This window comes from Stenotrophomonas bentonitica (assembly GCF_013185915.1).
In the GTDB taxonomy this organism is placed as follows: Bacteria; Pseudomonadota; Gammaproteobacteria; order Xanthomonadales; family Xanthomonadaceae; genus Stenotrophomonas; species Stenotrophomonas bentonitica.
The window spans coordinates 820,966-843,909 of record NZ_JAAZUH010000001.1 but is presented as its reverse complement, the minus strand read 5'-3'; the positions used below and the strand labels follow the sequence as shown (position 1 = coordinate 843,909).

At 66.8% G+C, this 22,944-nt stretch carries 13 protein-coding genes; 4 read left to right on the top strand and 9 right to left on the bottom strand.

Annotated elements, in window-relative coordinates; genetic code table 11:
• Window positions 1–70 precede the first annotated feature (70 nt).
• The 3 genes from metH to HGB51_RS03715 are packed head-to-tail and all read right to left on the bottom strand — an operon-like array spanning window position 71 to window position 4,784.
• The gene (gene metH / locus HGB51_RS03725) at window positions 71–2,758 is read right to left on the bottom strand and encodes a methionine synthase (protein ID WP_070208804.1); all 2,688 of its coding nucleotides are present in this window, start codon (window positions 2,756–2,758) and stop codon (window positions 71–73) included.
• A complete protein-coding gene (locus tag HGB51_RS03720) occupies window positions 2,755–3,843 on the bottom strand; it encodes a homocysteine S-methyltransferase family protein (RefSeq protein WP_070208803.1) in 1,089 nt (362 codons plus the stop codon). Before HGB51_RS03720 ends, metH begins: the two co-directional genes overlap by 4 nt.
• Window positions 3,844–3,854: 11 nt before the next feature.
• On the bottom strand, window positions 3,855–4,784 hold the full coding sequence (locus tag HGB51_RS03715; RefSeq protein ID WP_070208802.1) for an ArsR/SmtB family transcription factor: 930 nt from the start codon (window positions 4,782–4,784) through the stop codon (window positions 3,855–3,857).
• A 145-nt stretch (window positions 4,785–4,929) separates the two neighbouring features.
• On the opposite strand from HGB51_RS03715, the gene HGB51_RS03710 reads away from it, so the two are divergent.
• Entirely contained in the window at window positions 4,930–6,078 is a 1,149-nt protein-coding gene (locus HGB51_RS03710; RefSeq protein ID WP_070208801.1) for an acyl-CoA dehydrogenase family protein, read from the top strand.
• A 432-nt stretch (window positions 6,079–6,510) separates the two neighbouring features.
• On the opposite strand, the gene HGB51_RS03705 is transcribed toward HGB51_RS03710, so the two are convergent.
• Window positions 6,511–9,681: a multidrug efflux RND transporter permease subunit gene (locus tag HGB51_RS03705; protein WP_070208800.1), complete on the bottom strand. Its 3,171-nt coding sequence runs from the start codon at window positions 9,679–9,681 to the stop codon at window positions 6,511–6,513.
• Between the two features lie 15 nt (window positions 9,682–9,696).
• Window positions 9,697–10,971, bottom strand: a complete 1,275-nt coding sequence (locus tag HGB51_RS03700; protein WP_070208799.1) for an efflux RND transporter periplasmic adaptor subunit — start codon at window positions 10,969–10,971, stop codon at window positions 9,697–9,699.
• Window positions 10,972–11,500: 529 nt separating this feature from the next.
• On the opposite strand from HGB51_RS03700, the gene HGB51_RS03695 reads away from it, so the two are divergent.
• From HGB51_RS03695 to HGB51_RS03685, 3 genes are all read left to right on the top strand, one after another.
• Window positions 11,501–16,477, top strand: coding sequence for an NAD-glutamate dehydrogenase (locus HGB51_RS03695; RefSeq protein WP_070208798.1), 4,977 nt, complete (start codon window positions 11,501–11,503; stop codon window positions 16,475–16,477).
• 593 nt (window positions 16,478–17,070) lie between these two features.
• Complete coding sequence (locus HGB51_RS03690; RefSeq protein WP_070209214.1) at window positions 17,071–17,847, top strand: NAD kinase; 777 nt, start codon at window positions 17,071–17,073, stop codon at window positions 17,845–17,847.
• A gap of 16 nt (window positions 17,848–17,863) precedes the next feature.
• Entirely contained in the window at window positions 17,864–18,814 is a 951-nt protein-coding gene (locus HGB51_RS03685) for a 5'-nucleotidase (protein WP_070209228.1), read from the top strand.
• An 87-nt stretch (window positions 18,815–18,901) separates the two neighbouring features.
• Here the strand turns inward: HGB51_RS03685 and HGB51_RS03680 are convergent, their stop codons facing one another.
• Genes HGB51_RS03680 through HGB51_RS03665 form a run of 4 tightly spaced genes read right to left on the bottom strand, consistent with a single transcriptional unit; the run spans window position 18,902 to window position 22,928 of the window.
• Window positions 18,902–19,435 carry a DUF2939 domain-containing protein gene (locus HGB51_RS03680; protein ID WP_070209215.1) on the bottom strand — a complete coding sequence of 178 codons (534 nt, stop codon included), beginning with the start codon at window positions 19,433–19,435 and terminating at the stop codon, window positions 18,902–18,904.
• 3 nt (window positions 19,436–19,438) lie between these two features.
• A complete protein-coding gene (locus HGB51_RS03675; RefSeq protein WP_070209216.1) occupies window positions 19,439–20,125 on the bottom strand; it encodes a DUF2461 domain-containing protein in 687 nt (228 codons plus the stop codon).
• On the bottom strand, window positions 20,122–21,561 hold the full coding sequence (gene sbcB / locus HGB51_RS03670) for an exodeoxyribonuclease I (RefSeq protein WP_070209217.1): 1,440 nt from the start codon (window positions 21,559–21,561) through the stop codon (window positions 20,122–20,124). The genes HGB51_RS03675 and sbcB overlap by 4 nt, the downstream gene beginning before the upstream one ends.
• Window positions 21,561–22,928 carry an FAD-dependent oxidoreductase gene (locus HGB51_RS03665; protein ID WP_070209229.1) on the bottom strand — a complete coding sequence of 456 codons (1,368 nt, stop codon included), beginning with the start codon at window positions 22,926–22,928 and terminating at the stop codon, window positions 21,561–21,563. Before HGB51_RS03665 ends, sbcB begins: the two co-directional genes overlap by 1 nt.
• Window positions 22,929–22,944: the final 16 nt, after the last annotated feature.

Genomic DNA, 22,944 nt, shown 5'->3' with positions numbered 1-22,944 from the left:
CGCCATGCGTGTCCCAAGCGATGCTGCCACGTCCGGCAGCCGGGCAGAGCCCGGCTCTACCGGGCCGATGTCACTCCGGATCGTAATCCAGATTCGAGGCCAGCCACCGCTCCACCTGCGCCCGATCCACGCCCTTGCGCTTGGCGTAATCGGTGACCTGTTCACGGGTCACCCGACCCACAACGAAATACTGGCTCTGCGGGTGGCTGAAGTAGTACCCCGAAACTGCCGCCGTGGGCAGCATTGCGAAGCTCTCGGTCAGCTCCATGCCCGCATTGCGTTCGGCATCAAGCAGCCGGAACAACGTGCCCTTCTCGCTGTGCTCCGGGCAGGCCGGATACCCCGGGGCCGGGCGGATGCCGCTGTACTGCTCGGATATCAGCGCCTCGTTGTCCAGCGCTTCATCTGGCTGGTAGCCCCAGTAATCAGTGCGCACCTTCTGGTGCAGCCGCTCGGCCAATGCTTCGGCCAGGCGGTCCGCCAGCGCCTTCAGCAGGATCGCGTTGTAATCATCATGGTCTGCCTCGAAGCGCGCCACATGCGGCTCGATACCGATGCCCGCCGTCACCGCGAACGCGCCGATCCAGTCCTGTCGACCACTGTTGGACGGCGCGATGAAATCGGCCAGGCAGAAGTCCGGGCGCTCCACCGGCTTGTCCACCTGCTGGCGCAGGAAGTGCAGCACCGCCGGGCCGTCATCGGTCTCAAGGTGCACATCGTCGCCGACACTGTTGGCCGGCCACAGCCCGAACACGGCCCGGGCGGTCAGCCAGCGCTCGTCGACGATGCGTGCCAGCATCGCGCGCGCGTCGCGGTACAGCTCGCTGGCCTGGGTGCCGACGATCTCATCGGTGAGGATCGCCGGGTACTTGCCGGCCAGCTCCCAGGCCTGGAAGAACGGAGTCCAGTCGATCACCTCGACCAGGTCGGCCAGCGGATAGTCGTCGAGCACGTGCAGGCCGGGTTTGCGCGGGGCAGGGGGCGTGTAGGTGTCCCAGCCACCATCGAAGCGCTGCGCGCGCGCCTTGGCCAGGGTCACCAGCCGCTTGGCGTCGCCACGGTTGCGGTGGCGCTGGCGGATGTCGGCGTAGTCGGCCTCGTTGGCAGCGACGAACGCCTCGCGCAGCTCGCTGGAGATCAGCGACTGGGCCACGCCCACCGCGCGCGAGGCGTCCTTCACCCACACCGTGGGCGCCTTGTAATGCGGGTCGATCTTCAGCGCGGTATGCGCGCGCGACGTGGTGGCGCCGCCGATCATCAACGGCAGGGTGAAGCCCTGGCGCTCCATCTCGCGGGCGACATGGCTCATTTCTTCCAGCGACGGCGTGATCAGTCCGGACAGGCCGATGATGTCGGCGTTCTCGGCGCGGGCCGCATCCAGGATCTTCTGCGCCGGCACCATCACGCCCAGGTCGATGACCTCGAAGTTGTTGCAGGCCAGGACCACGCCGACGATATTCTTGCCGATGTCGTGCACGTCGCCCTTGACCGTGGCCATGATGATCTTGCCGTTGCTCCTGGCGGTGTCGCCGCTGCGCGCCTTCTCGGCTTCGATGAAGGGCAGCAGGTAGGCCACCGCCTTCTTCATCACGCGCGCGGACTTGACCACCTGCGGCAGGAACATCTTTCCCGCGCCAAACAGGTCGCCGACCACGTTCATGCCGTCCATCAGCGGCCCTTCGATCACGTCCAGCGGGCGGCTGGAGCGGACACGGGCTTCTTCGGTATCGGCTTCCACCCAGGCATCCAGGCCGTGCACCAGCGCATGCGCCAGGCGTGCGTCGACCGGCTTCTCGCGCCAGCCCAGGTCTTCGCCCTTGACCTCGCCCTTCCTGCCCTTGTAACGCTCGGCGATCTCGAGCAGGCGCTCGGTGCCATCGGCGCGGCGGTTGAGGATCACGTCCTCCACGCGCTCGCGCAGTTCGGCGTCGAGGTCGTCGTAGATCGGCATCGCACCGGCGTTGACGATGCCCATGTCCATGCCGGCGGCGATGGCGTGGTAGAGGAACACCGAATGGATCGCCTGGCGCACGGTTTCGTTGCCACGGAACGAGAACGACACGTTGGAGACGCCGCCGGAAACGTGGCAATGCGGCAGCGTGCGCTTGATGATGCGGGTGGCTTCGATGAAGTCCACCGCATAGTTGTCGTGCTCTTCGATGCCTGTGGCGACGGCGAAGATGTTCGGGTCGAAGATGATGTCCTGCGGAGGGAACCCGACCTGGTCGACCAGGATCCGGTAGGCGCGGGTACAGATCTCCACCTTGCGCGCGCAGGTATCGGCCTGGCCCTGTTCGTCGAAGGCCATCACCACGGCGGCGGCACCATAGCGCAGCACCTTGCGTGCGTGCTCGATGAACAGCGCTTCGCCTTCCTTGAGCGAAATCGAGTTGACCACGCTCTTGCCCTGCAGGCACTTCAGCCCGGCCTCGATCACGCTCCACTTGGAGGAGTCGACCATCACCGGAATGCGGGCGATGTCCGGCTCGGACATGATCAGGTTGAGGTAGCGGGTCATCGCCTTTTCGGAATCGATCAGGCCCTCGTCCATGTTGACGTCGAGGATCTGCGCACCGCTGGCGACCTGCTGGCGCGCCACTTCAACGGCTTCTTCGTAGTGCTCTTCCTTGACCAGCTTGCGGAACTGAGCGCTGCCGGTGACATTGGTGCGTTCGCCGACGTTGACGAACAGCAGGTCCGGGGTGATGACCAGCGGCTCAAGCCCTGACAGGCGGGTGTGGCGGGTCGGCGCGCTCATGCGGCCTGCTCCCGTGCAGCGGGCAGGGCGCGCGGCGGAATACCGGCCACGGCCTCGGCAATCGCGCGGATATGGTCGGGGGTGGAGCCGCAGCAGCCGCCGACCAGGTTCAGCAGGCCGTCCTCGGCGAAACCGCGCAGGGTGGCGGCCATTTCATCCGGGGTTTCGTCGTACTCGCCGAACGCGTTGGGGAGGCCGGCGTTGGGGTGGGCGCTGACGTAACAGTCGGCGACCTGGCCGAGGGTTTCCACGTGCGGACGCATCGCGTCGGCGCCCAGCGCGCAGTTCAGGCCGATCGAGAGGGGGCGCGAATGGGCCAGCGAGGCATGGAAGGCGTCGGCGGTCTGCCCGGACAGGGTGCGCCCGGAGGCGTCGGTGATGGTGCCGGAGATCATGATCGGCAGCCGCGCGCCGCGCGCGTCGAAGGCTTCTTCGATGGCGAACAGGGCGGCCTTGGCGTTGAGCGTGTCGAAGATGGTTTCGACCATGAGGGTGTCGGCGCCGCCGTCGATCAGGCCGTCGATGGCTTCGCGGTAAGTGTCGCGCAGCGCGTCGAAGCTGGTGTTGCGAAAGCCGGGGTCGTTGACGTCGGGGCTGATCGAGGCGGTGCGGCTGGTCGGGCCGAGCACGCCGATGACGAAGCGCGGTTTGTGCGGGGTGGTGGCTTCGACCGCGTCGCAGCAGGCGCGGGCCACGGCGGCGCCGGCCTTGTTGAGCTCGTACACCAGGTGTTCGAGGTGGTAGTCGGCCTGGCTCACGGAGGTGGCGTTGAAGGTGTTGGTCTCGATCAGGTCGGCACCGGCCTGCAGGTAGGCGGTGTGGATGCCGGCGATTACCTCGGGGCGGGTCAGCAGCAGGAGGTCGTTGTTGCCCTTGAGGTCATGGCCTTCCGGGGTGCCGTGGTCGCAGCCGGCGCCATGCTGGTGGTCGAAGCCCTGGGCGAAGCGCTCGCCGCGGTAGTCGGCTTCCTCCAGCCCATGCCGCTGGATCATGGTGCCCATGGCGCCGTCGATGATCAGGATGCGGGTGGCCAGCGCGTCTTCGAGGGCGCGGACACGGTCGGGATGCAGCCAGGGCAGGGACATGCGGGGCAACCTCAGGGCTTGCTGGCGATCAGCGAAATGACTTCGAAGTGCGGCGGGCGCTTTTCGCGGGTCACGGTTTCCAGGCTGGAGACGACCAGCCCGGCCTTTTCGGCGAACTTGCGCAGTTCCTTGTCCGAGAAGCCCAGGTTGACGTGGCCATAGGCTTCGACGGCGGCCTTGTGTTCGTGGCGGGCCAGGCTGCACAGCAGCAGGCGGCCGCCGGAGCGCAGCACGCGCGCGCCTTCGGCGACGGCCTGGGCGGGCTTGGCGGCGTAGGTCAGGGCGTGCATCAGCACGACCAGGTCGAAGCTGCGATCCTTGAACGGCAGGGCATGCATGTCGCCTTCGCGGACCTCGACGTTGGCGAGGCGGCGCAGGCGTTCGCTGGCGGCGGCAACGACGCGGGCGCTGGTGTCGATGCAGACGTAGCGCTTGGCGTGCGGGGCGACCAGTTCGGCGAGCACGCCGTCGCCGGAGGCGATGTCGAGCACGTCGCCGGTTTCGAGCAGCGGCAGCGCGGTGCGGGCGAGGGCTTCCCAGGTACGGCCGGGGGAGTAGTGGCGCTCCATGTCGCCGGCGACGCTGTCGGCCCAGTTCTGGTCGGCGGCGCGGCTGGCCAGCACGGCGGCCACGCGTTCAGCATCCTGGCGTAGCAGGGGATCGTCGCTGCCGGTGCTCAGGGCATGCCACAATGCGCGCTGCGCGGGGTCGAGCGCGGCGTCGTCGAAGCGGTAGTAGGCGGAAACGCCGGCGCGGCGGTCGCGGACCAGGCCGGCCTCTTTGAGCCGGGCCAGGTGGGTGGACACCCGGGGCTGGGCCAGGGTGGTGATGGCCGAGAGTTCGGCCACGGTCAGTTCTTCCTGCTCCAACAGGGTCAGCAGGCGTACGCGGGTGGCGTCGGCGAACACTTTCAGCCGGACCGACCAGTCCTCGAGATCCATAAATATCTACCTATCGCGATATAGAGATATTTTCGTTCGTCCGAGCCGTGCGGGTCAAGTCAGCTGGGGCGGTCCGTTCCCCGGTACAATCCTTCCATGCGGCTGCGTATTGTGCGGCCTCCAGCCATGTTTCCGGGAGGGTGTTGTGGATTTCAGCTTTACTGAAGAGCAGCTGATGCTGCAGGACGTTGCCCGTCGCATCGCGCAGGAAAAGATCGCGCCGAGCGCGGAGCACCATGACCGTACCGGCGAGTTCCCGCTGGAGAACATCCGCCTGCTGGGCGAGAACGGGCTGATGGGCATCGAGGTGCCGACCGAGTACGGCGGCGCGGGGATGGACCCGATCTCCTACGTGCTGGCGATGGTGGAGGTGGCAGCAGGCGATGCGGCGCATTCGACGATCATGTCGGTGAACAATTCGCTGTTCTGCAGCGGCATCCTGAGCTACGGCAGCGAGGCGCAGAAGCAGAAATACGTGCGTGCGATCGCGGAAGGCGAGGCGATTGGCGCGTTCGCGCTGACCGAGCCGCAGTCGGGTTCGGACGCGACGGCGATGCGCTGCCGGGCGGTGAAGCAGGCAGACGGCACTTACGTGATCAACGGCAAGAAGAGCTGGATCACCTCGGGCCCGGTGGCGAAGTACATCGTGCTGTTCGCGATGACCGCGCCGGAGCAGGGCGCACGCGGGATCACGGCGTTCATGATCGACACGGACAAGGCGGGCTTCCACCGCGGCAAGACCGAGCCGAAGCTGGGCATCCGTGCGTCGGCGACGTGCGAGATCGAGTTCCAGGATTACGTGGCGGACGCGGACGACGTGGTGGGCAAGGAAGGCGAGGGCTTCAAGATCGCGATGGGCGTGCTGGACGCGGGCCGCATCGGCATCGCGTCGCAGGCCATCGGCATCGCGCGTGCGGCGTACGAGGCGACCCTCGAGTACGTGAAGGAGCGCAAGGCGTTCGGCGCGGCCATCGGCACGTTCCAGATGACGCAGGCGAAGATCGCGGACATGAAGTGCAAGTTGGACGCAGCGCTGCTGCTGACGCTGCGCGCGGCATGGGTGAAGGGGCAGGGCAAGCGTTTCAGCAACGAAGCGGCCATCGCCAAGCTGACCGCCTCGGAAGCAGCGATGTGGATCACCCACCAGGCGGTGCAGATCCACGGCGGCATGGGCTACTCCAAGGAAATGCCGCTGGAGCGTTACTTCCGCGACGCGAAGATCACCGAGATCTACGAAGGCACCTCGGAAATCCAGCGCCTGGTGATCGCGCGCAACGAGACCGGCTTGCGCTGATCCGACGCCAAACCAAAGCAAAGCAAAGCAAAGCAATCGGGGCCCTTCGTGGGCCCCGATTGCTTTCTGGGGTTTAGCTTCGCCATCCGCTGGGGTGGCGTAATCACGTAGAGCCGGGCTCTGCCCGGCTGCTGTTGGATTCAGGCGAACAGCCGGGGTCTGCGCGGTTCCCCTGGTCAGGGCCGTCGGGTGCGGGTTTGTGGGGGACGCTGCAAGTACGTCCATGTAAGCTCATCGCCGCATCCATGCGGCTCGTGCCCCCTCAAACCCACCCCCGCCGGCCCCACAGCAGACAATCTCTCAGCCGAGGGCTGTTCGCCCAAAACCAACAACAGCCGGACAGAGCCCGGCGCCACGCAACGCAGGCAACTGCCGAACAAAAAAAAGGCCCCGGATCGCTCCGGGGCCTTTTGCATTACACGTTACACAGGATCAACGATCCGGACGATGGACCGTATTAGCGTCGCCCTGGCGTTCCAGGAACTCCTTGGACGGTTCGTCCAGCTTGTCGCCCAGCATGCGTCGGACCACCACGAAGAACACCGGGATCATCAGCAGGCCCAGGAAGGTGGCGAACACCATGCCGCCGATCACGCCCGTACCGATCGCGTGGCGCGCGTTCGCGCCCGCACCGGTCGAGATCGCCATCGGGATCACGCCCATGATGAACGCGAACGACGTCATCAGGATCGGGCGGAAGCGCAGGCGCGCCGCCTCGATCGTCGCATCGCGCAGGTTCCGTCCCGCCGCCCGCTGCTCCACCGCGAACTCCACGATCAGGATCGCGTTCTTCGCCGCCAGGCCGATCACCGTGATCAGGCCGATCTTGAAGTACAGATCGTTCGGCAGCCCGCGCGCCAGCGAGAACGCCAGCGCACCCAGCACGCCCAGCGGCACCACCAGCAGCACCGCCACCGGGATCGACCAGCTCTCATACAGCGCCGCAAGGCACAGGAACACCACCACGATCGACAGCACCAGCAGCAGCGTCGCCGCGTTGCCCGCCAGGATTTCCTGGTACGACATGCCCGACCAGTCGTAGCCGAAGCCCGCCGGCAGGTCGTCCTGCACGATCCGCTCCATCGCCTGCATCGCCTCGCCCGAACTGCGGCCCGGCGCCTGCGAACCCACGATGTTGATCGCCGAATACCCGTTGTAACGGCTCAGCGACGGCGGTGCCGACACCCATTCCGAACGTACCACCGTGCTCAGCGGAATCATCGCCGGCGTACCGTCCGCGTTGGTCTGCAGCGAACTCGGCGTGTAGAAGCTGTTCAACGACTCCGCCCCGGTCCGGAACGGACCGTCGGCCTGCATCGTCACCCGCTTGATGCGGCCCTGGTAGAAGAAGTCGTTCACGTACACCGGCGCCAGCATCAGCTGGATCGTGCTGTACACGTCCGACACCGACAGGCCCATCGTCTGCGCCTGCACCCGGTCCACGTGCAGCTGCAACTGCGGCGCGTTTTCCAGCCCGTTCGGGCGCACGCCCGTCAGCAGCTCTTTCTCTTCCGCCGCCTTTCCCAGCAGCGTGTTGCGCGCCTGCGTCAGCTGCTCGAAGCCCACCCCGCCACGGTCCTGCAGCCACATGTCGAAGCCGCCGAACTGGCCCAGGCCCTGCACCGTCGGCAGGTTGACCACGAAGATCTGCGCCTCCTTGATCCCGTAGAACGCACCATTCATGTTGCCGATGAACTCCGGCACCGTGATGTCACGGTCCGCCCACGGCTTCAAGCGGATGAAGCCCATGCCCACGTTTTCGCCCGAACCCACGAAGCTGAAACCGGCCACCTGCAGCATGCCCTCGAACCCATCCTGCTTTTCCAGGATCCCGCGCATCTGCGCGAAGGTCGCGTTGGTCTGCGCCTTGGTCGAACCCGGCGGCAGCTGCACGATCGCCAGCGCATAGCCCTGGTCTTCTTCCGGCAGGAAGCTGCCCGGCATGCGCGTGAACAGGAAACCGCACAGCACCGTCAGCACCACGAACAGGATCATCCAGCGCGGCGCATGCTTCACCGCCGACGTGATGTGGCCCACGTACGTACCGCTGACCTTGTCGTAGTACTTGTTGAACGTGCGGTACACCACGTTCGGCTCGCCGTGCGTCGGCTTCAGGAACGTCGCGCACAGTGCCGGTGTGAAGCCCAGCGCCAGGAACGCCGAGAACGCCATAGCGATCGCAATGGTCAGCGCGAACTGCTTGTAGATCTCGCCGGCCGCGCCGCCCTGCAGTGCCGACGGAATGAACACCGCCGCCAGCACCACGGTAATGGCCACCACCGCACCGGTGATCTGGGTCATGGCCTTCTGGGTCGCCGCCTTGGGTGGCAGCTTCTCCTCGGTCATGATGCGCTCGACGTTCTCGATCACCACGATCGCGTCATCGACCACGATGCCGATCGCCAGCACCATCGCGAACAACGTCAGCTGGTTGATCGTGAAGCCGATGATGCTCATGCCCAGGAACGTACCAAGCAGCGCCACCGGAATGACCAGCGTCGGGATCAGCGTCGCCCGGAAGTTCTGCAGGAAGATCAACATCACCAGGAAGACCAGCACGATCGCTTCGACCAGGGTCTTGACCACTTCCTCGATCGAGATCTTCACGAACGTGGTGCTGTCGTACGGCGAGAACCACGTTACCCCGGACGGGAAGCTTGGCTGCAGCTCCTCCATCTTGGCGCGCACCGCATCGGCCACGTTCAGTGCGTTCGCACCCGGCAGCAGCTGGATCGCGAACGCACCGGTCGGCTTGCCGTTGTACTGCGTGTCGAAGCCGTAGTTGTTGGCGCCGAACGCGATCCGGGCCACGTCCTTCAGCATCACCCGCGAGCCGTCTGCATTGGCGCGCAGGATGATGTTCTCGAACTGGTCAGGCGAGCTGAAGCGCCCTTCAGCCGAAACCGTGGCGGTGAAATAGTGACCGGCCGGGGACGGATCCGAGCCCAGCGAACCGGCCGCGAACTGCACGTTCTGTGCCTTGATCGCCGCCAGCACCTGGGTGGCGGACAGGCCGAAGCCCTGCATGCGTTCCGGGTTGAGCCAGATGTTCATGGCGTACTCGGAACCGAACTGCTGGGTGCTGCCGACGCCGGGGATACGCGAGATCTGGTCGAGCACGCGCGAGCCCACGATGTCGTTCAGCGCGTCGCGGGTGATCGACTCGCGGTCCGACTGCAGCGCCACCACCATCAGGAAGCCGGCGTTGGCCTTGGCCACCACCACGCCCTGCTGGGTCACTTCGGTCGGCAGGCGCGGCGTGGCCAGCGACACCTTGTTCTGCACCTGCACCTGCGCGATGTCCGCGTCGGTGCCGGTTTCGAAGGTCAAGGTGATCTGCGCACGACCGTTCGAGGCCGACGAGGAACTGAAGTACAGCAGGTGGTCGATACCGGTCAGCTGCTGCTCGATCACCTGGGTGACCGACTTTTCGGTGGTGTCGGCGCTGGCGCCGGGGTAGGTGGCGCTCACCGTCACCTGCGGCGGTGCGATGCTCGGGTAGGACTCCACGCCCAGACCCAGGATCGAGATCACGCCCGCAAGCGAGATCAGGATCGCGACCACCCAGGCGAATACCGGGTGTTCAATGAAAAATTTAGGCATGACGGAGGGTTCCCGTTACTGCTTGGTCGGTTCGGCAGCCGGAGCGCCGTCGGAGGGCTTGGCGGCCGCGTCGGCAGGTGCCGCAGCGTCGGCCTGCGCGGCCGGTGCCTGGCCGGCAGTGGCGGGCGCAGCGCCCGCCGGAGCCTGGCCATTGGCGCCCGGAGCGGTCGGGCTCCACGGCTTGGCCGTGGCCGGCGCGTCCTCCTTGACCTTCTGCACGCCGGCAACGATCACCTGGTCGCCCGGCTGCAGGCCACTGCTGACCAGCCAGTTGCTGCCCTGCTGGCCTTCGGTGACCACGTTCTTGCGCACCACCTTGCCGTCCTTGCCCACCACCATCACGAAGCCGCCGACGGTGTCGCGCTGCAGCGCCTGCAGCGGTACCAGGAACGCGTTCTTGCGCTCGCCCAGCACCGCCTGGAAGCTGACGAACGAGCCCGGCAGCAGGATCTTGTCCGGGTTCGGCAGCACCGCGCGCAGGGTCACCGCGCCGGTCGACGGGTCGACCACGGCCGAGGAGTAGTCCAGCGTGCCCGGATGCTCATAGGCGGTGCCGTCGGAAAGCTTGACCGCCACCGTCGATTTGCCGTCACCGGCCAGCAGCACAGAACCCTTGGCTTCGGCCTGGCGCAGCTGGGTCAGTTCGTCCGAGCTCATCGAGAAGTTCACGTACAGCGGGTCGAGCTGGTCCACGGTGGTCAGCAGGGTGATGTCGCCCTGGCCGACCAGCGCGCCTTCGGTGACCTGCTGCTTGCCGGCGCGACCGTCGATCGGCGAGGTCACCTGGGCGTAGCCGAGGTTGATCTTCGCGTTCGACAGCGCGGCCTGCGCCTGCTGCACGGCAGCGGCGGACGAGCGTTCGGTGGCTTCGGCGTTGTCCAGGTCCGACTTGGACACGAACTGCTGCGGCGCCAGCGAGCGGGCGCGGGCAGCGGCGGCCTTGGCGTTGGCATAGGTCGCCTGCGCCGAGGCCAGTTCGGCCTGCGAGGCATTCAATGCGGCCTGCAGCGGCGCCGGGTCGATCAGGAACATCACCTGGCCCTGCTTGACGTCCTGGCCTTCCTGGTAGACGCGCTTGAGCAGCACGCCAGGCACGCGGGCGCGCACGTCGGCACTGCGGTACGGCGACAGACGGCCGACCATTTCGCGCTGCAGCGGCAGGGTATCGGCCTTGGCTTCGATCACGCCCACTTCCGGCGGCGGGGGCGTCTGTTGTTCCGGCTTCTTGCAGGCGGTCAACGCGACGGCGACTGCGCACGTCAGGGCGAGGGTGCGGAGTGGGGCGATCATCGGGGGGAACTCCGGTGTTGGTTTGAATGCTGTGGGTAATCAGCCACCGGCGCCGCTGCGTAGCGTCTGCACGGATGGGAAGAACACGCTACGGCGATCCTGCTCAATAGCAGGTCCGCCATGAAGTGCGGGTCGTCATGCCGGACCAGACCGGCGCGGCGCCTCAACAGGCGCCATTCAGAAATGTGAAATCCAACGGCACCGTTCCACACGCGGTGATCGCGTGCATCCAGCACGGCGGCGGTGGGGGTGGGGGAGCTCACGCGGTGGACTATACCGTCCAGTTCAGAATTGGTGAAGCATGGCTTTCGACACGGTCCGTTGTGTGCGTCGTCAAGTTGCCATGTCGAGTGCCGATGCTGTCATGCACATGTCGGATGCAGCACTTTCCATACTCTGGCGCACTGATCAACGGGCGACGTAAACGCCACCCAACCCGAAAAACCTTATTCCGTCCTGCAGCAAGGTGTTTTCGTGCGGTAGGGCTACAATTTCATTTTCCCAACTGGGCAACACGCATCGCTCTGCCATGAAACCGCAAAAAACAGCAGCCAAGACCGTGAAAAAAACGACCAAACCAGCCGATACGCAGACTGTTTCGCCAGTGGGCTTCTCTCTGGAACCGGTGTACACGGCCTTGCGCAAGCGTTACCCGGCGGCCGGGCAGGCCGAGGCAGTGGCGTTCGCCGCAGATTTCTACAAGCGCATGGAAGCGGACGAGTTCCCGCACCACACGGTTGAAGAATGGGCCGCACTGGCCGGCGACACCCTCGAATTCGCCCGCGTGCGCAAGGCCGGCAAGGCCAACGTGCGCGTGTTCAACCCCACCCTGAAGGCCAATGGCTGGGAGTCGGCGCACACCGTGCTGCAGATCGTCAACGACGACATGCCGTTCCTGGTCGACACCGTCACCATGAGCCTGGCCGAACACGGCGTGGGCGTGCACGTGCTGGGCCACCCGGTGATCCGTTTCAGCCGCGACAAGGCCGGCAAGCTCACCCAGGTGGGCGAAGGCACCGCCGAGTCGGTGATGCTGCTGGAGATCGACCGCCAGCCGGCCGAGTCCATGGCCGATGTCGAACAGGCCATCGTCAAGGCGCTGGCCGAAGTGCGCGCCATCGTCGGCGACTGGGACGCCATGCGCAGCAAGGCGCTGGTCCTGGCCGACGACCTCGGCACCCGCCAGCTGCCGATCGATGACGCGTCGCGCAGCGAAGCCCAGGCGTTCCTGCGCTGGGCCGCCGACAACCACTTCACCTTCTTCGGCTACCGCGAGTACCGCGTCGAGAAGCAGGGCAAGGAAGAAGTGCTGGCGCCGTTGAACGACACCGGCCTGGGCCTGATGCGCGGCAAGGACAAGTCCGCCGCGCGCCCGGTCAAGACCTTGGCCGCGCAGGGCCTCAACGCCACCACCGGGTTGAAGGACGCGCTGATCCTGACCAAGACCAACGCGCGTTCGCGCGTGCACCGCGCCGGTTACATGGACTACATCGGCGTGCTGGAATTCGACGCCAAGGGCAAGATCATCGGCGAGCAGCGCTTCCTCGGCCTGTTCACCTCCAGCGCCTATAACCGTCGCCCGTGGGAAATCCCGCTGGTGCGCCAGCGCCACGAATTCGTGATGAAGCAGTCCGGCCTGGCCCCGGCCAGCCATAGCGGCAAGGCCCTGCGCCACATCCTGGAAACCCTGCCGCGCGAAGAACTGTTCCAGTCCACCGAGGAAGAACTGTTCCGCACCGCCATGGGCGTGCTGGGCCTGCAGGAGCGCGTGCGCAGCCGCCTGTTCCTGCGCCGCGACAAGTACAGCCGTTTCATCTCCGCGCTGGTGTACCTGCCGCGCGAGCGTTTCAACACCGACGTGCGCCTGCGCATCGAAGCGATGCTCAAGGACGCGCTGCAGGGCGAGTACGTGGACAGCTCGGTGGTGCTGGGTGAGTCGCCGCTGGCCCAGGTGCACCTGATCGTGCGCCCGAAGGCCGGCCAGACCCTGGAAGTGGACACCAGCGCGCTGGAACAGAAGCTCGCCCAGGTGCTGCGCAACTGGCAGGACGACCTGCGCGAAGCTCTGGTGGCCCGCCACGGCGAAACCGAAGGCCTGCGCATTGCCGCCCGTATCGGCAAGGCGCTGCCGGCCGGTTACATCGAAGACTCGAGCACCGAGATCGCGGCCAACGACGTCAGCCAGCTCGACGCGCTGACCGGGCCGGACGACCTGCGCCTGAGCCTGCAGGCCGTGCACCGCGAAGAAGGCGACGGCCTGCGCCTGAAGCTGTACCGCCAGCTGGACGACATTCCGCTGTCGGACGCGCTGCCGATGATGGAAAACATGGGCCTGCGCGTGATCGCCGAGCGCCCGTACCGCCTCACCGTCGACAACGCGCCGGTGTACGTGCAGGACTTCGAAGTGGAGTCGGTGGCCGGCCCGATCGACGCGGCCAGCGCCGATGCCGCCTTCGGTGAAACCTTTGCCCGCGTGTGGCACGGCGACGCCGAGAACGACGGCTTCAACCGCCTGGTGCTGTCGGCCGGCCTGCATTGGCGCCAGGTCGCCATGCTGCGTGGCTACTGCAAGTACCTGCTGCAGACCGGCGTGCCGTTCTCGCAGGCCTACGTGGAAGGCACCTTCACCCGTTACCCGCTGCTGGCCCGCCTGCTGGTGGAGCTGTTCGAAGCCCGCTTCGACCCGGCGACCGGCCATGAGGACAAGGACGCGATCGCAGAAGGCCAGGCCGACCTGCGCGCGCACCTTGAAGTGCTGTCCGGCGGCGACGAAGCCACCCAGAAGGTGCTCAAGACCGTGGTCGACGCCCGCAAGGGCGACCGCAAGGTGCAGATGGACGCCGCGCGCGAAGCGCTGCTGAAGCTGATGGACCGCGTGTCCAGCCTTGACGAAGACCGCATCCTGCGCAGCTTCATGGGCGTGATCGACGCGACCCTGCGCACCAGCTACTACCAGACCGATGCACAGGGCCGACCGGGCCACGTGATCAGCTTCAAGTTCGATTCGGCGCTGGTGCCGGACCTGCCCAAGCCGCGCCCGTACCGCGAAATCTTCGTGTATGGCCCGCGCGTGGAAGGCACGCACCTGCGCTTCGGCGCGGTGGCGCGTGGCGGCCTGCGCTGGTCGGACCGTCGCGAAGACTTCCGTACCGAGGTGCTGGGCCTGGTCAAGGCGCAGATGGTGAAGAACACAGTGATCGTGCCGGTCGGCGCGAAGGGCGGCTTCTTCGCCAAGACCCCGCCGGCCAGCGGCGACCGTGATGCGGTGTTCGCCAACGGCGTGGCCTGCTACAAGCTGTTCATCCAGGGCCTGCTGGACATCACCGACAACATCGTCAACAACAAGATCGTGCCGCCGGTGGACGTGGTCCGCCACGACTTGGACGACCCGTACCTGGTGGTGGCGGCGGACAAGGGCACGGCGACGTTCTCGGACATCGCCAACGGCCTGGCCATCGCGCACGGCTTCTGGATGGGCGATGCGTTCGCGTCGGGTGGTTCGGTCGGTTACGACCACAAGGGCATGGGCATCACCGCACGCGGTGCGTGGGAGTCGGTCAAGCGCCACTTCCGTGCGCTGGGCCGTGACAGCCAGAGCCAGGACTTCACCACGGTGGGTGTCGGCGACATGTCCGGCGACGTGTTCGGCAACGGCATGCTGCTGTCGCGCCACATCCGCCTGCTGGCGGCGTTCGACCACCGCCACATCTTCCTGGACCCGAATCCGGATGCGGCGACGTCGTTCGTGGAGCGCGAGCGCATGTTCACGGTGCCGCGCTCGAGCTGGGCGGACTACGATGCGAAGCTGATCAGCAAGGGCGGCGGGATCTTCCCGCGCACGCTGAAGTCGATCGAGATCACGCCGCAGGTGCGTGAGGCGCTGGGCCTGGACGAGAACGTCAAGGCGATGTCGCCGAACGATCTGATGAGCGCGATCCTGAAGGCGCCGGTGGACCTGCTGTGGAACGGCGGCATCGGTACCTATGTGAAGGCGGCGACCGAGCAGCACAGCGATGTGGGCGACCGCGCCAACAATGCGCTGCGCGTGAATGGTGGCGAGCTGCGCTGCAAGGTGGTGGGCGAGGGCGGCAACCTGGGCATGACCCAGCTGGGCCGCATCGAGGCGGCGCAGGCCGGCGTGCTGCTCAACACGGACTTCATCGACAACTCGGCCGGCGTGGACACGTCGGACCACGAGGTCAACATCAAGATCCTGCTCAATGATGTGGTGCGGGCGAAGAAGTTGACGGTGGAGCAGCGCAACAAGCTGCTGGCGTCGATGACGGACGAAGTGGCGGAGCTGGTGCTGAACGACAACTACCGCCAGAACCAGGCGCTTAGCCTGATGGAGCGGATGGCGGTCAAGCGCCTGGGTTCGAAGCAGCACTTCATCCGGACGCTGGAGAAGCAGGGCCTGCTGGATCGCCAGATCGAGTACCTGCCTTCGGACGCGGAAATGTCGGCACGCAAGGCGCGTGGGCAGGGCCTGACCCGTCCGGAGCTGTCGGTGCTGCTGTCGTATTCGAAGTTGGTGGCGTTCGCGCAGCTGCTGGATTCGGACATTCCGGAAGATCCGTACCTGTCGAAGGAACTGCAGCGTTACTTCCCGACGCCGCTGCAGAAGAAGTATGCGGACGCGATGGAGCGTCACCGCCTGAAGCGCGAAATCATCGCTACGGCGGTGACGAACCAGACGATCAACCGGATGGGCGCGACGTTCCTGATGCGCATGCAGGAGGACACGGGCCGTACGATCGCGGAGGTGGCGAAGGCGTACACGATCAGCCGTGAGACGCTGGACGCGCGTGCGCTGTGGGCGCAGATCGATGCGCTGGACGGGACGCTGCCGGAGTCGGTGCAGATCGATGCGCTGGAAGTGATCTGGAAGCTGCAGCGTGCATTCGTGCGCTGGCTGCTGTTCCGCCCCGGTGCGATGCCGGGCATCACGGAGGCGGTGAACCGCTACCAGGCGCCGTTCAACGACATCCGCGAGGCGTCGGGTGTGTTGCCGGATTCGCAGCGCCCGGCGTATGAGGCGAGCGTGCAGGAGTGGAAGGACAAGGGCCTGCCGCCGGCGCTGGCACAGCAGCTGTCGGAACTGCAGTTCCTGGAACCGGCGTTCGACATCATCGAGCTGGCGCGTACGCGCAAGCTGAAGCCGGTGGATGTGTCGAAGGTCCACTTCCGCCTGGGCGATGCGTTGCAGCTGCCGTGGCTGTTCGAGCAGATCGATGCGCTGGAGGTCAACGGCCGGTGGCACGCGGTGGCCCGTGGCGTGTTGCGCGACGAGCTGGCGGCGCACCACCGCAACCTGGCGGCACAGGTGCTGTCGATGAAGGGCAGTACTGCCGAAGCCAAGGTCGCCGCATGGCTGGCCCGCGACGACAGCAGCCTGCGTTTCACGCTGTCGATGCTGCAGGAACTGGCCGAACAGAAGACGCTGGACTACCCGACCGTCTCGGTCGCGGTCCAGCGCCTGGGCCAGCTGGCTGCCCACGGCGCGTAAGCGCTCCGGGTAGTGCTTGATGCAGAAAGGCCCCGCTTCGGCGGGGCCTTTTTGTTGTCTGGCGCCCGCGATCTCTGGGTTGCAAACGACCCGGTAGAGCCGGGCCTTGCCCGGCTGCTGTTGGATTCGTGCGAACAGCCTTGGGCTGCGGGGTCTCCCTGGTCAGGGCCGTCGGGTGCGGGTTCGTGGGGGACGCTGCAAGTACGTCCGTGTAAGCTCATCGCCGCATCCATGCGGCTCGTGCCCCCTCAAACCCACCCCCGCCGACCCCCCGAAAGTTGGCAGGTGGCCACGGAAAACCCCACTACGCCGACGGACCACCCGCGTAGTGACACGCCATGCGTGTCTGATTTCCCCACCGCACACGACCATGTATGGGGGCGGCCAGCGGGTAGCCCCCGGAGAGACGCTAGAAAACATGGATGTTTTCTAGCAGCCCCCAAGGACGGGTTCACGGCGTGTCTCGGAGCGGGGCTGCCCGCTGGCCGCCCCTGCACGTATGAATCGAAACGCTGCCGTTAGCGACCAACCCACAACAAGCGCACTCCCACCCCGGTTATGCTTCAACCAGCAACCCCTCCACCGGACCCCACATGAGCGATACCCCCCGCATCGCCTTCCTGGCCAGCAACACCGAAGCGGCGCAGTTCGCCCGCGCGGCGATGGTGGCGCGCTATGGCGACCATGCGCCGGAAGAGGCCGACGTGCTGTGCCCGTTGGGCGGCGATGGCTTCATGCTGCAGACCCTGCACCGGCACGGTGCGCTGGGGCGGCCGGTGTTCGGCATGAAACTGGGCACGGTGGGGTTCCTGATGAACCAGTATCGGGAGGACGATGGCGAACTTCCTGCCCGGCTGGCGGTGGCCGAACCGGCCAACCTGCGGCCGCTGGAGATGCTGGCGCTGACCGAGTCGGGGACGACCACGGGCTCGCTGGCCTACAACGACGTGTCGCTGCTGCGCCAGACCCGGCAGGCGGCGCATATCGGGGTGGACCTCAATGGGCAGGAGCGCGTGGCCGAGCTGATCGGCGACGGGGTGCTGGTGGCCACGCCGGCCGGCAGCACCGCCTACAATTACTCCGCGCACGGCCCGGTCCTGCCGCTGGGGTCGCATACGATCGCGCTGACTCCGTTGGCGCCGTACCGGCCACGGCGCTGGCGCGGTGCGATCCTCAAGGCCGACACCGAAGTGCGCTTCCGCGTGCTTGACCCCTACAAGCGCCCGGTCAGCGTGACCGCCGATTCGCATGAAACCCGCGACGTGGTCGAGGTGACCATCCGCGAGTCGCGCGAGCGCCGGGTGACCCTGCTGTTCGATCCGGAACACAACCTGGAAGACCGGATCCTCAGCGAACAGTTCATGTTTTGAAGGACCTTTGACCGCCATGGGCGACAACACCCCCCGCTTGCTGACCGTTGCCGTGACCTCGCGTGCGCTGTTCGACCTTGAAGAAGGCCACGCGCTGTTCGAGGCCGAAGGCGTGGACGCCTACGCCGAGTACCAGCGCACGCATGAAGACGACATCCTGCGCCCTGGCGTGGCCTTCCCGGTGGTGCGCAAGCTGCTGGCGCTGAACCAGGGCGAGTCGCCGGAGTCGCCGCGGGTCGAGGTCATCCTGCTGTCGCGCAATTCGGCCGACACCGGCCTGCGCATCTTCAACTCGATCCAGCATTACGACCTGGGCATCATCCGCGCCACGTTCACTGCCGGCGAGCCGACCTGGCCGTACGTGAAGCCGTTCGGCACCGACCTGTTCCTGTCGGCCAATCCGGAATCGGTGCGGCGTGCGCTGCGGCATGGCATCGCTGCCGCGACCATCCTGCCCAAGCCCTACGATGAAACGCTGGCCGCGGCCGAGCCGCTGGACATGAGCCAGCCGCTGGGCCAGCTGCGCATTGCCTTCGATGGCGACGCGGTGATCTTCGGCGATGAGAGCGAGCGCATTTCGCGCGAGCAGGGCGTGGAGGCGTTTGGCCGGCATGAGCGCGAGAATGCGCGCGAGCCGCTCAGCGGTGGGCCGTTCCGGAACTTCCTGTCGGCGCTGCACACCCTGCAGGCGGAATTCCCGGCGGGCGAAGCTGCCCCGATCCGCACCGCGCTGGTCACCGCGCGCTCGGCGCCGGCGCATGAGCGGGTGATCCGCACCCTGCGCGAGTGGGGCGTGCGCCTGGATGAGGCGCTGTTCCTGGGCGGCCGCCACAAGGGGCCGTTCCTGGAAGCCTTCGGCGCGGACATCTTCTTCGACGATTCGCAGCACAACATCGACAGCGCCCGTCAGCACCTCAACGTTGCGGCCGGCCACGTCCCGCACGGTGTAGCCAACGAAACCCGCTAAAGCGGTAGTGCCCGCCGCTGGCGGGCTCTGCACGATGCCGGATCAAGCGAGGAGCCGGCCGGCGGCCGGCACTAGGGTGGCTCGCCGTTACAAAGGCAACCGGATGTCCACCAGCTTCCAGCTCAGCCCCTGCCGCTGCAGCACGAACACCACCGGGCCCTGCGCGGTCTGGCTGGTGGCGGTAAACCGCGACAGCGATTCGAACCGATGCGTGGCGCCCTCCAGCGGCCGGGCCGCCTTCGGCGCGGCATAAGCGTCGTTGGTTTCCAGGTCGTTGCTGGCCCGCTTCCACAGGGTGTGGCCTTCCAGCAGCGCGCTGATCCCGGTCGGGGTCACCATCGCATCCACCGCAGTGCCGCCCAGGCGCTGGCCGGCAGTGAGCAGCAGTGCGCCCACCAGGTTCGACTGCACGTCCGGCCCGGCCTGGCGAACCACGTAGTCATCCAGCTGCGCGCGCAGGTTCGCCCGCAGCATCGGGAAGTCCACGTAACGGTCCAGTTTCGAGGTGTCGCGCTGCTCGATGGCCTGCGACAGCCCGCGAATGGTGAGGTACGGGCCGGCCGCGACGAGCCCGGCCAGCAGGACCGCGAGAACGACCAGGATCCAGATCAGCTTCTTCATGGGTCAGAACTCCAGATCCAACGCCGCACAAAGATAATCCACGAACGGCCCCAGCGTGACCAGGTCCTTGGCCAGGGTCTGGCGCAGCTTCGGCCCGGTCATGGTGGCGTCGTCCAGCGCGCGCCAGAACACCCAGTTGCGATGCTTGAGGTCGTCGATGAACTCGAAGTCCGGCTCGAACCCGCGCGGGGCCCGCACCAGCTTTTCGCTTTCCTCGAAATCGAACTTCTTCCGCAGCGCCGGCGCATGTGCGGCGGCCTTCCAGGCACCCGGGTTGTCCACGATGAAGTGGCGGACCTTGCGCTGGGTGGCCGGCTCCGGGTGCCACAGCCCGGCGCCGACGAAACTTTCGCCGGGCTGCAGGTGGATGTAGAACGAGGGCGCCGGCACCTGCTTGCGCCGCTCATGGAACAGCCGCGCACCCTGCCAGGTCTTGTACGGCGACTTGTCGTTGGAAAAACGCGCGTCGCGGTAGATCCGGAACAGCGAGCCGCCCACGCCGCGCGGGTCGGAACGGAAGTGGTCGCTCACCGCCGCCAGGTCCGGCTGCAGGTCGCTGATCAGGCGCAGGAACGGCTGCCGCACGTTCTCTTCGTACTTGTCCTTGTGCGCGTTGAACCAGGTCTTGTCGTTGTTGCGGGCAAGGCCGCGCAGGAAGGTGAAGCTGGCAGGGGTGAAATAGGTGCTCACAGGCTCTGCTCCAGGTCGTTGCCCCAGTCGCGCAGGTGCTGCAACAGGGCCAGTTTGTCGGGCGCGTCGGCGTGCTCGGCGGCCAAGATGTCCAGCTGCGCGCGGAACTCCGCCAGGCTCTGCTCGCCCAGCGCGGCGTCGCCGAGCAGGCGCTGCCGGCGGTAGTCGTTCCAGCGACCCCGTTCGGCGGCGTCCAGGGTCTGCGGATGGTTGCGCGCGCGGTAGCGGAACAGCAGTTCCGGCATGCGCGGGTCCTTCAGCCGCTCGGCGAACCCGGCCAGCTCGGCCGGTGGGCTGGTGCGCAGGCGGGTCATCAAGGCCTTGTCGCCGTCGGCCAGGAAGCCGTCGTACAGCGAGGCGTCGACGTCGCTGACCGTGGCGGTGCGCTCGCCGGCATAGACCTGGCGCACCTTCTCGACCAGCGCCGGGCCGGCCGCGCGCACCCGGGCGACATTGGCCTCCACCAGCGCCACGTCGATCCCCAGCCGGGCGTGGTCGGCCGGGCGCAGGTGGTTCCAGGCGACCAGCGCCGGCACCTTGTTGAGGTGCACTTCCTTGAGCGGCACGCGCTGCTCGCCTTCGGCGAGGTCGGCCGCACGGGTATACAGGCGCGCAGCCAGGGTCTCGGCCGGGAGCGCCAGCAGCCCGTCGAGGTCGCCTTCCAGGTCCAGCGCGATCACCCGGTTGTTGATGTACGGGTGCCGCGCGATCGGCAGCACCGGGGCGGCGCACATGCGCTGGGCCGGGTAGCGCATCGAGATGTGCAGCACCGGCTGCAGGGCGTCCACCTCGAGCAGGCTGCCGACGAAGCGCTTGTCGCGCAGCTTCAGTGCGTAGTCCCACAGCTGGGGCTGGGCCTGCTTGAACAGGCGCGCCATGCCGATGGTGGCGTGCACGTCCGACAGCGCTTCATGCGCGTCGCCGACGCGCACGTCATTGGCCAGTGCCAGGTGCTCGAGCTTGAACGAAGTGGCGCCGTCTTCGCGCTGCGGCCAGGCAATGCCGTCCGGGCGCAGTGCGTGCACCAGGCGCAGCATGTCCAGCAGGTCCCAGCGCGAATTGCCGTTGCGCCACTCGCGCTCGTACGGATCGAAGAAATTGCGGAACAGCCCGTGGCGGACGAACTCGTCGTCGAAGCGCAGCGTGTTGTAGCCCAGCGTGCAGGTGCCGGGCCGTGCCATCAGGTCGTTGATGCGCGCGAACGCCTCCGCTTCACTGACGCCTTCAGCGAGTGCGTGCTGCGGGGTGATGCCGGTGATCAGCGTCGCCACTGGAGACGGCAGCAGGTCGTCGGCCAGCTTCACGTAGAAGCTGACCGGTTCGTCGATCTGGTTGAGGTCGGCGTCGGTGCGGATCGCGGCGAACTGCGCGATGCGGGTGCGGCGCGGGTCCTGGCCGAAGGTTTCCAGGTCGTAGAACAGGAAGCTGTCGGCCATCAGTGCGCGCCCTCCAGCACCGGCAGCTGCGCGTGCACGACGCGCTCCAGCGCGGCCCAGTCGATGTGCTCCAGCGTTTCGTGACCGGCGGTGGCGTCCTGCAGGATCTTCCGCTGCAGCTCGGTGCGTTCCAGCGCCACCGCGTACGGCGTGTGCAGGAAGGTCACCATGGTGTAGTGCGGCACGAAGCGGGTCGGCCAGCGCGCCTGCAGCGCCTGCTCCAGCTCGCGCTGCAGCAGGAACGCCGGGTCGGCCACGCGGTCGCGCATTTCCAGGTAGTTTTCCAGCGCCATCTGCTGGATCGCTTCGGCATTCGGCTTGCGTTCGGCCTCGAACGCGGCGAACGCGGCCGCCAGCGAGTCCTGCTCCTGCAGGTGCCGGGCCAGCGCCACGCAGTCTTCGAACGCGCAGTTCATGCCCTGGCCGTGGAACGGCACCATCGCGTGCGCGGCATCGCCCAGCAGTACCGCGCGGCCCTGCAGGTGCCACTGGCGCAGGTGCAGGGTGCCAAGCAAGCCGGGCGGGTGTTCTTCCCAGTCGCGGCGCAGGTTCGGGATGAGTGCCAGTGCATCGGGGAAATCGCGTGCGAACAGCGCCTCGGCTTCCGCACCACTGTTGGTGGTGGCGAAGCTGGGGTTGCCCTCGTTGGGCAGGAACAACGTGACGGTGAAGGTGCCTTCGTCATTGGGCAGCGCGATGCACATGTAGTTGCCGCGCGGCCAGATGTGCAGCGCGTTGGCCTCGATGCGGAACCCGCCGTCCTCAGTGGGTGGGATCTCCAGCTCCTTGTAGGAGTGGTCGAGGAACTCGATGCGCTCGTCCAGCGGGTGCTTGCGGTTCATCGCCGCACGCAGCGCCGAACCGGCACCGTCGGCGCCGATCAGGGTGTCGAAGCGGATGTCGTGCGGGTGGTCGTTGCGATCGTCGATGAAGCGCGCGTAGCCGGCATCGAAATCCACCGTGTGCAGGCGGCGGTGGAAGTGCACCTGCGCGCCGGCGTCTTCGGCCAGCTGCAGCAGCGTGGTGTTGAGGTCCTTGCGGTGGATCGACCAGATCACTTCGCTGTCGTCGCGGCCGTAGCGCTGCAGCTGCGGCTCGTCCTGGCGCGGATGCACCATGCGCCCGCGCATCATCACCGCCTTGGCCATGACCGCGTCTTCCACCCCGGCCTGGCGCAGCGCGTTGCGCCCGCGTTCTGCCAGGGCCAGGTTGATCGAGCGGCCGCTCTCGTAGTCGCTGATCCGCGGGTCGCCGCGGCGTTCGTACAGGGTGATCCGCCAGCCCTGGCGGGACAGCAGGATGGCCAGCAGGGAGCCGGCCAGGCCGGCGCCGATGATGCTCAGGGAGCGGTGTGCAGATGCGATCAAGTCAGGGTCCACGCAG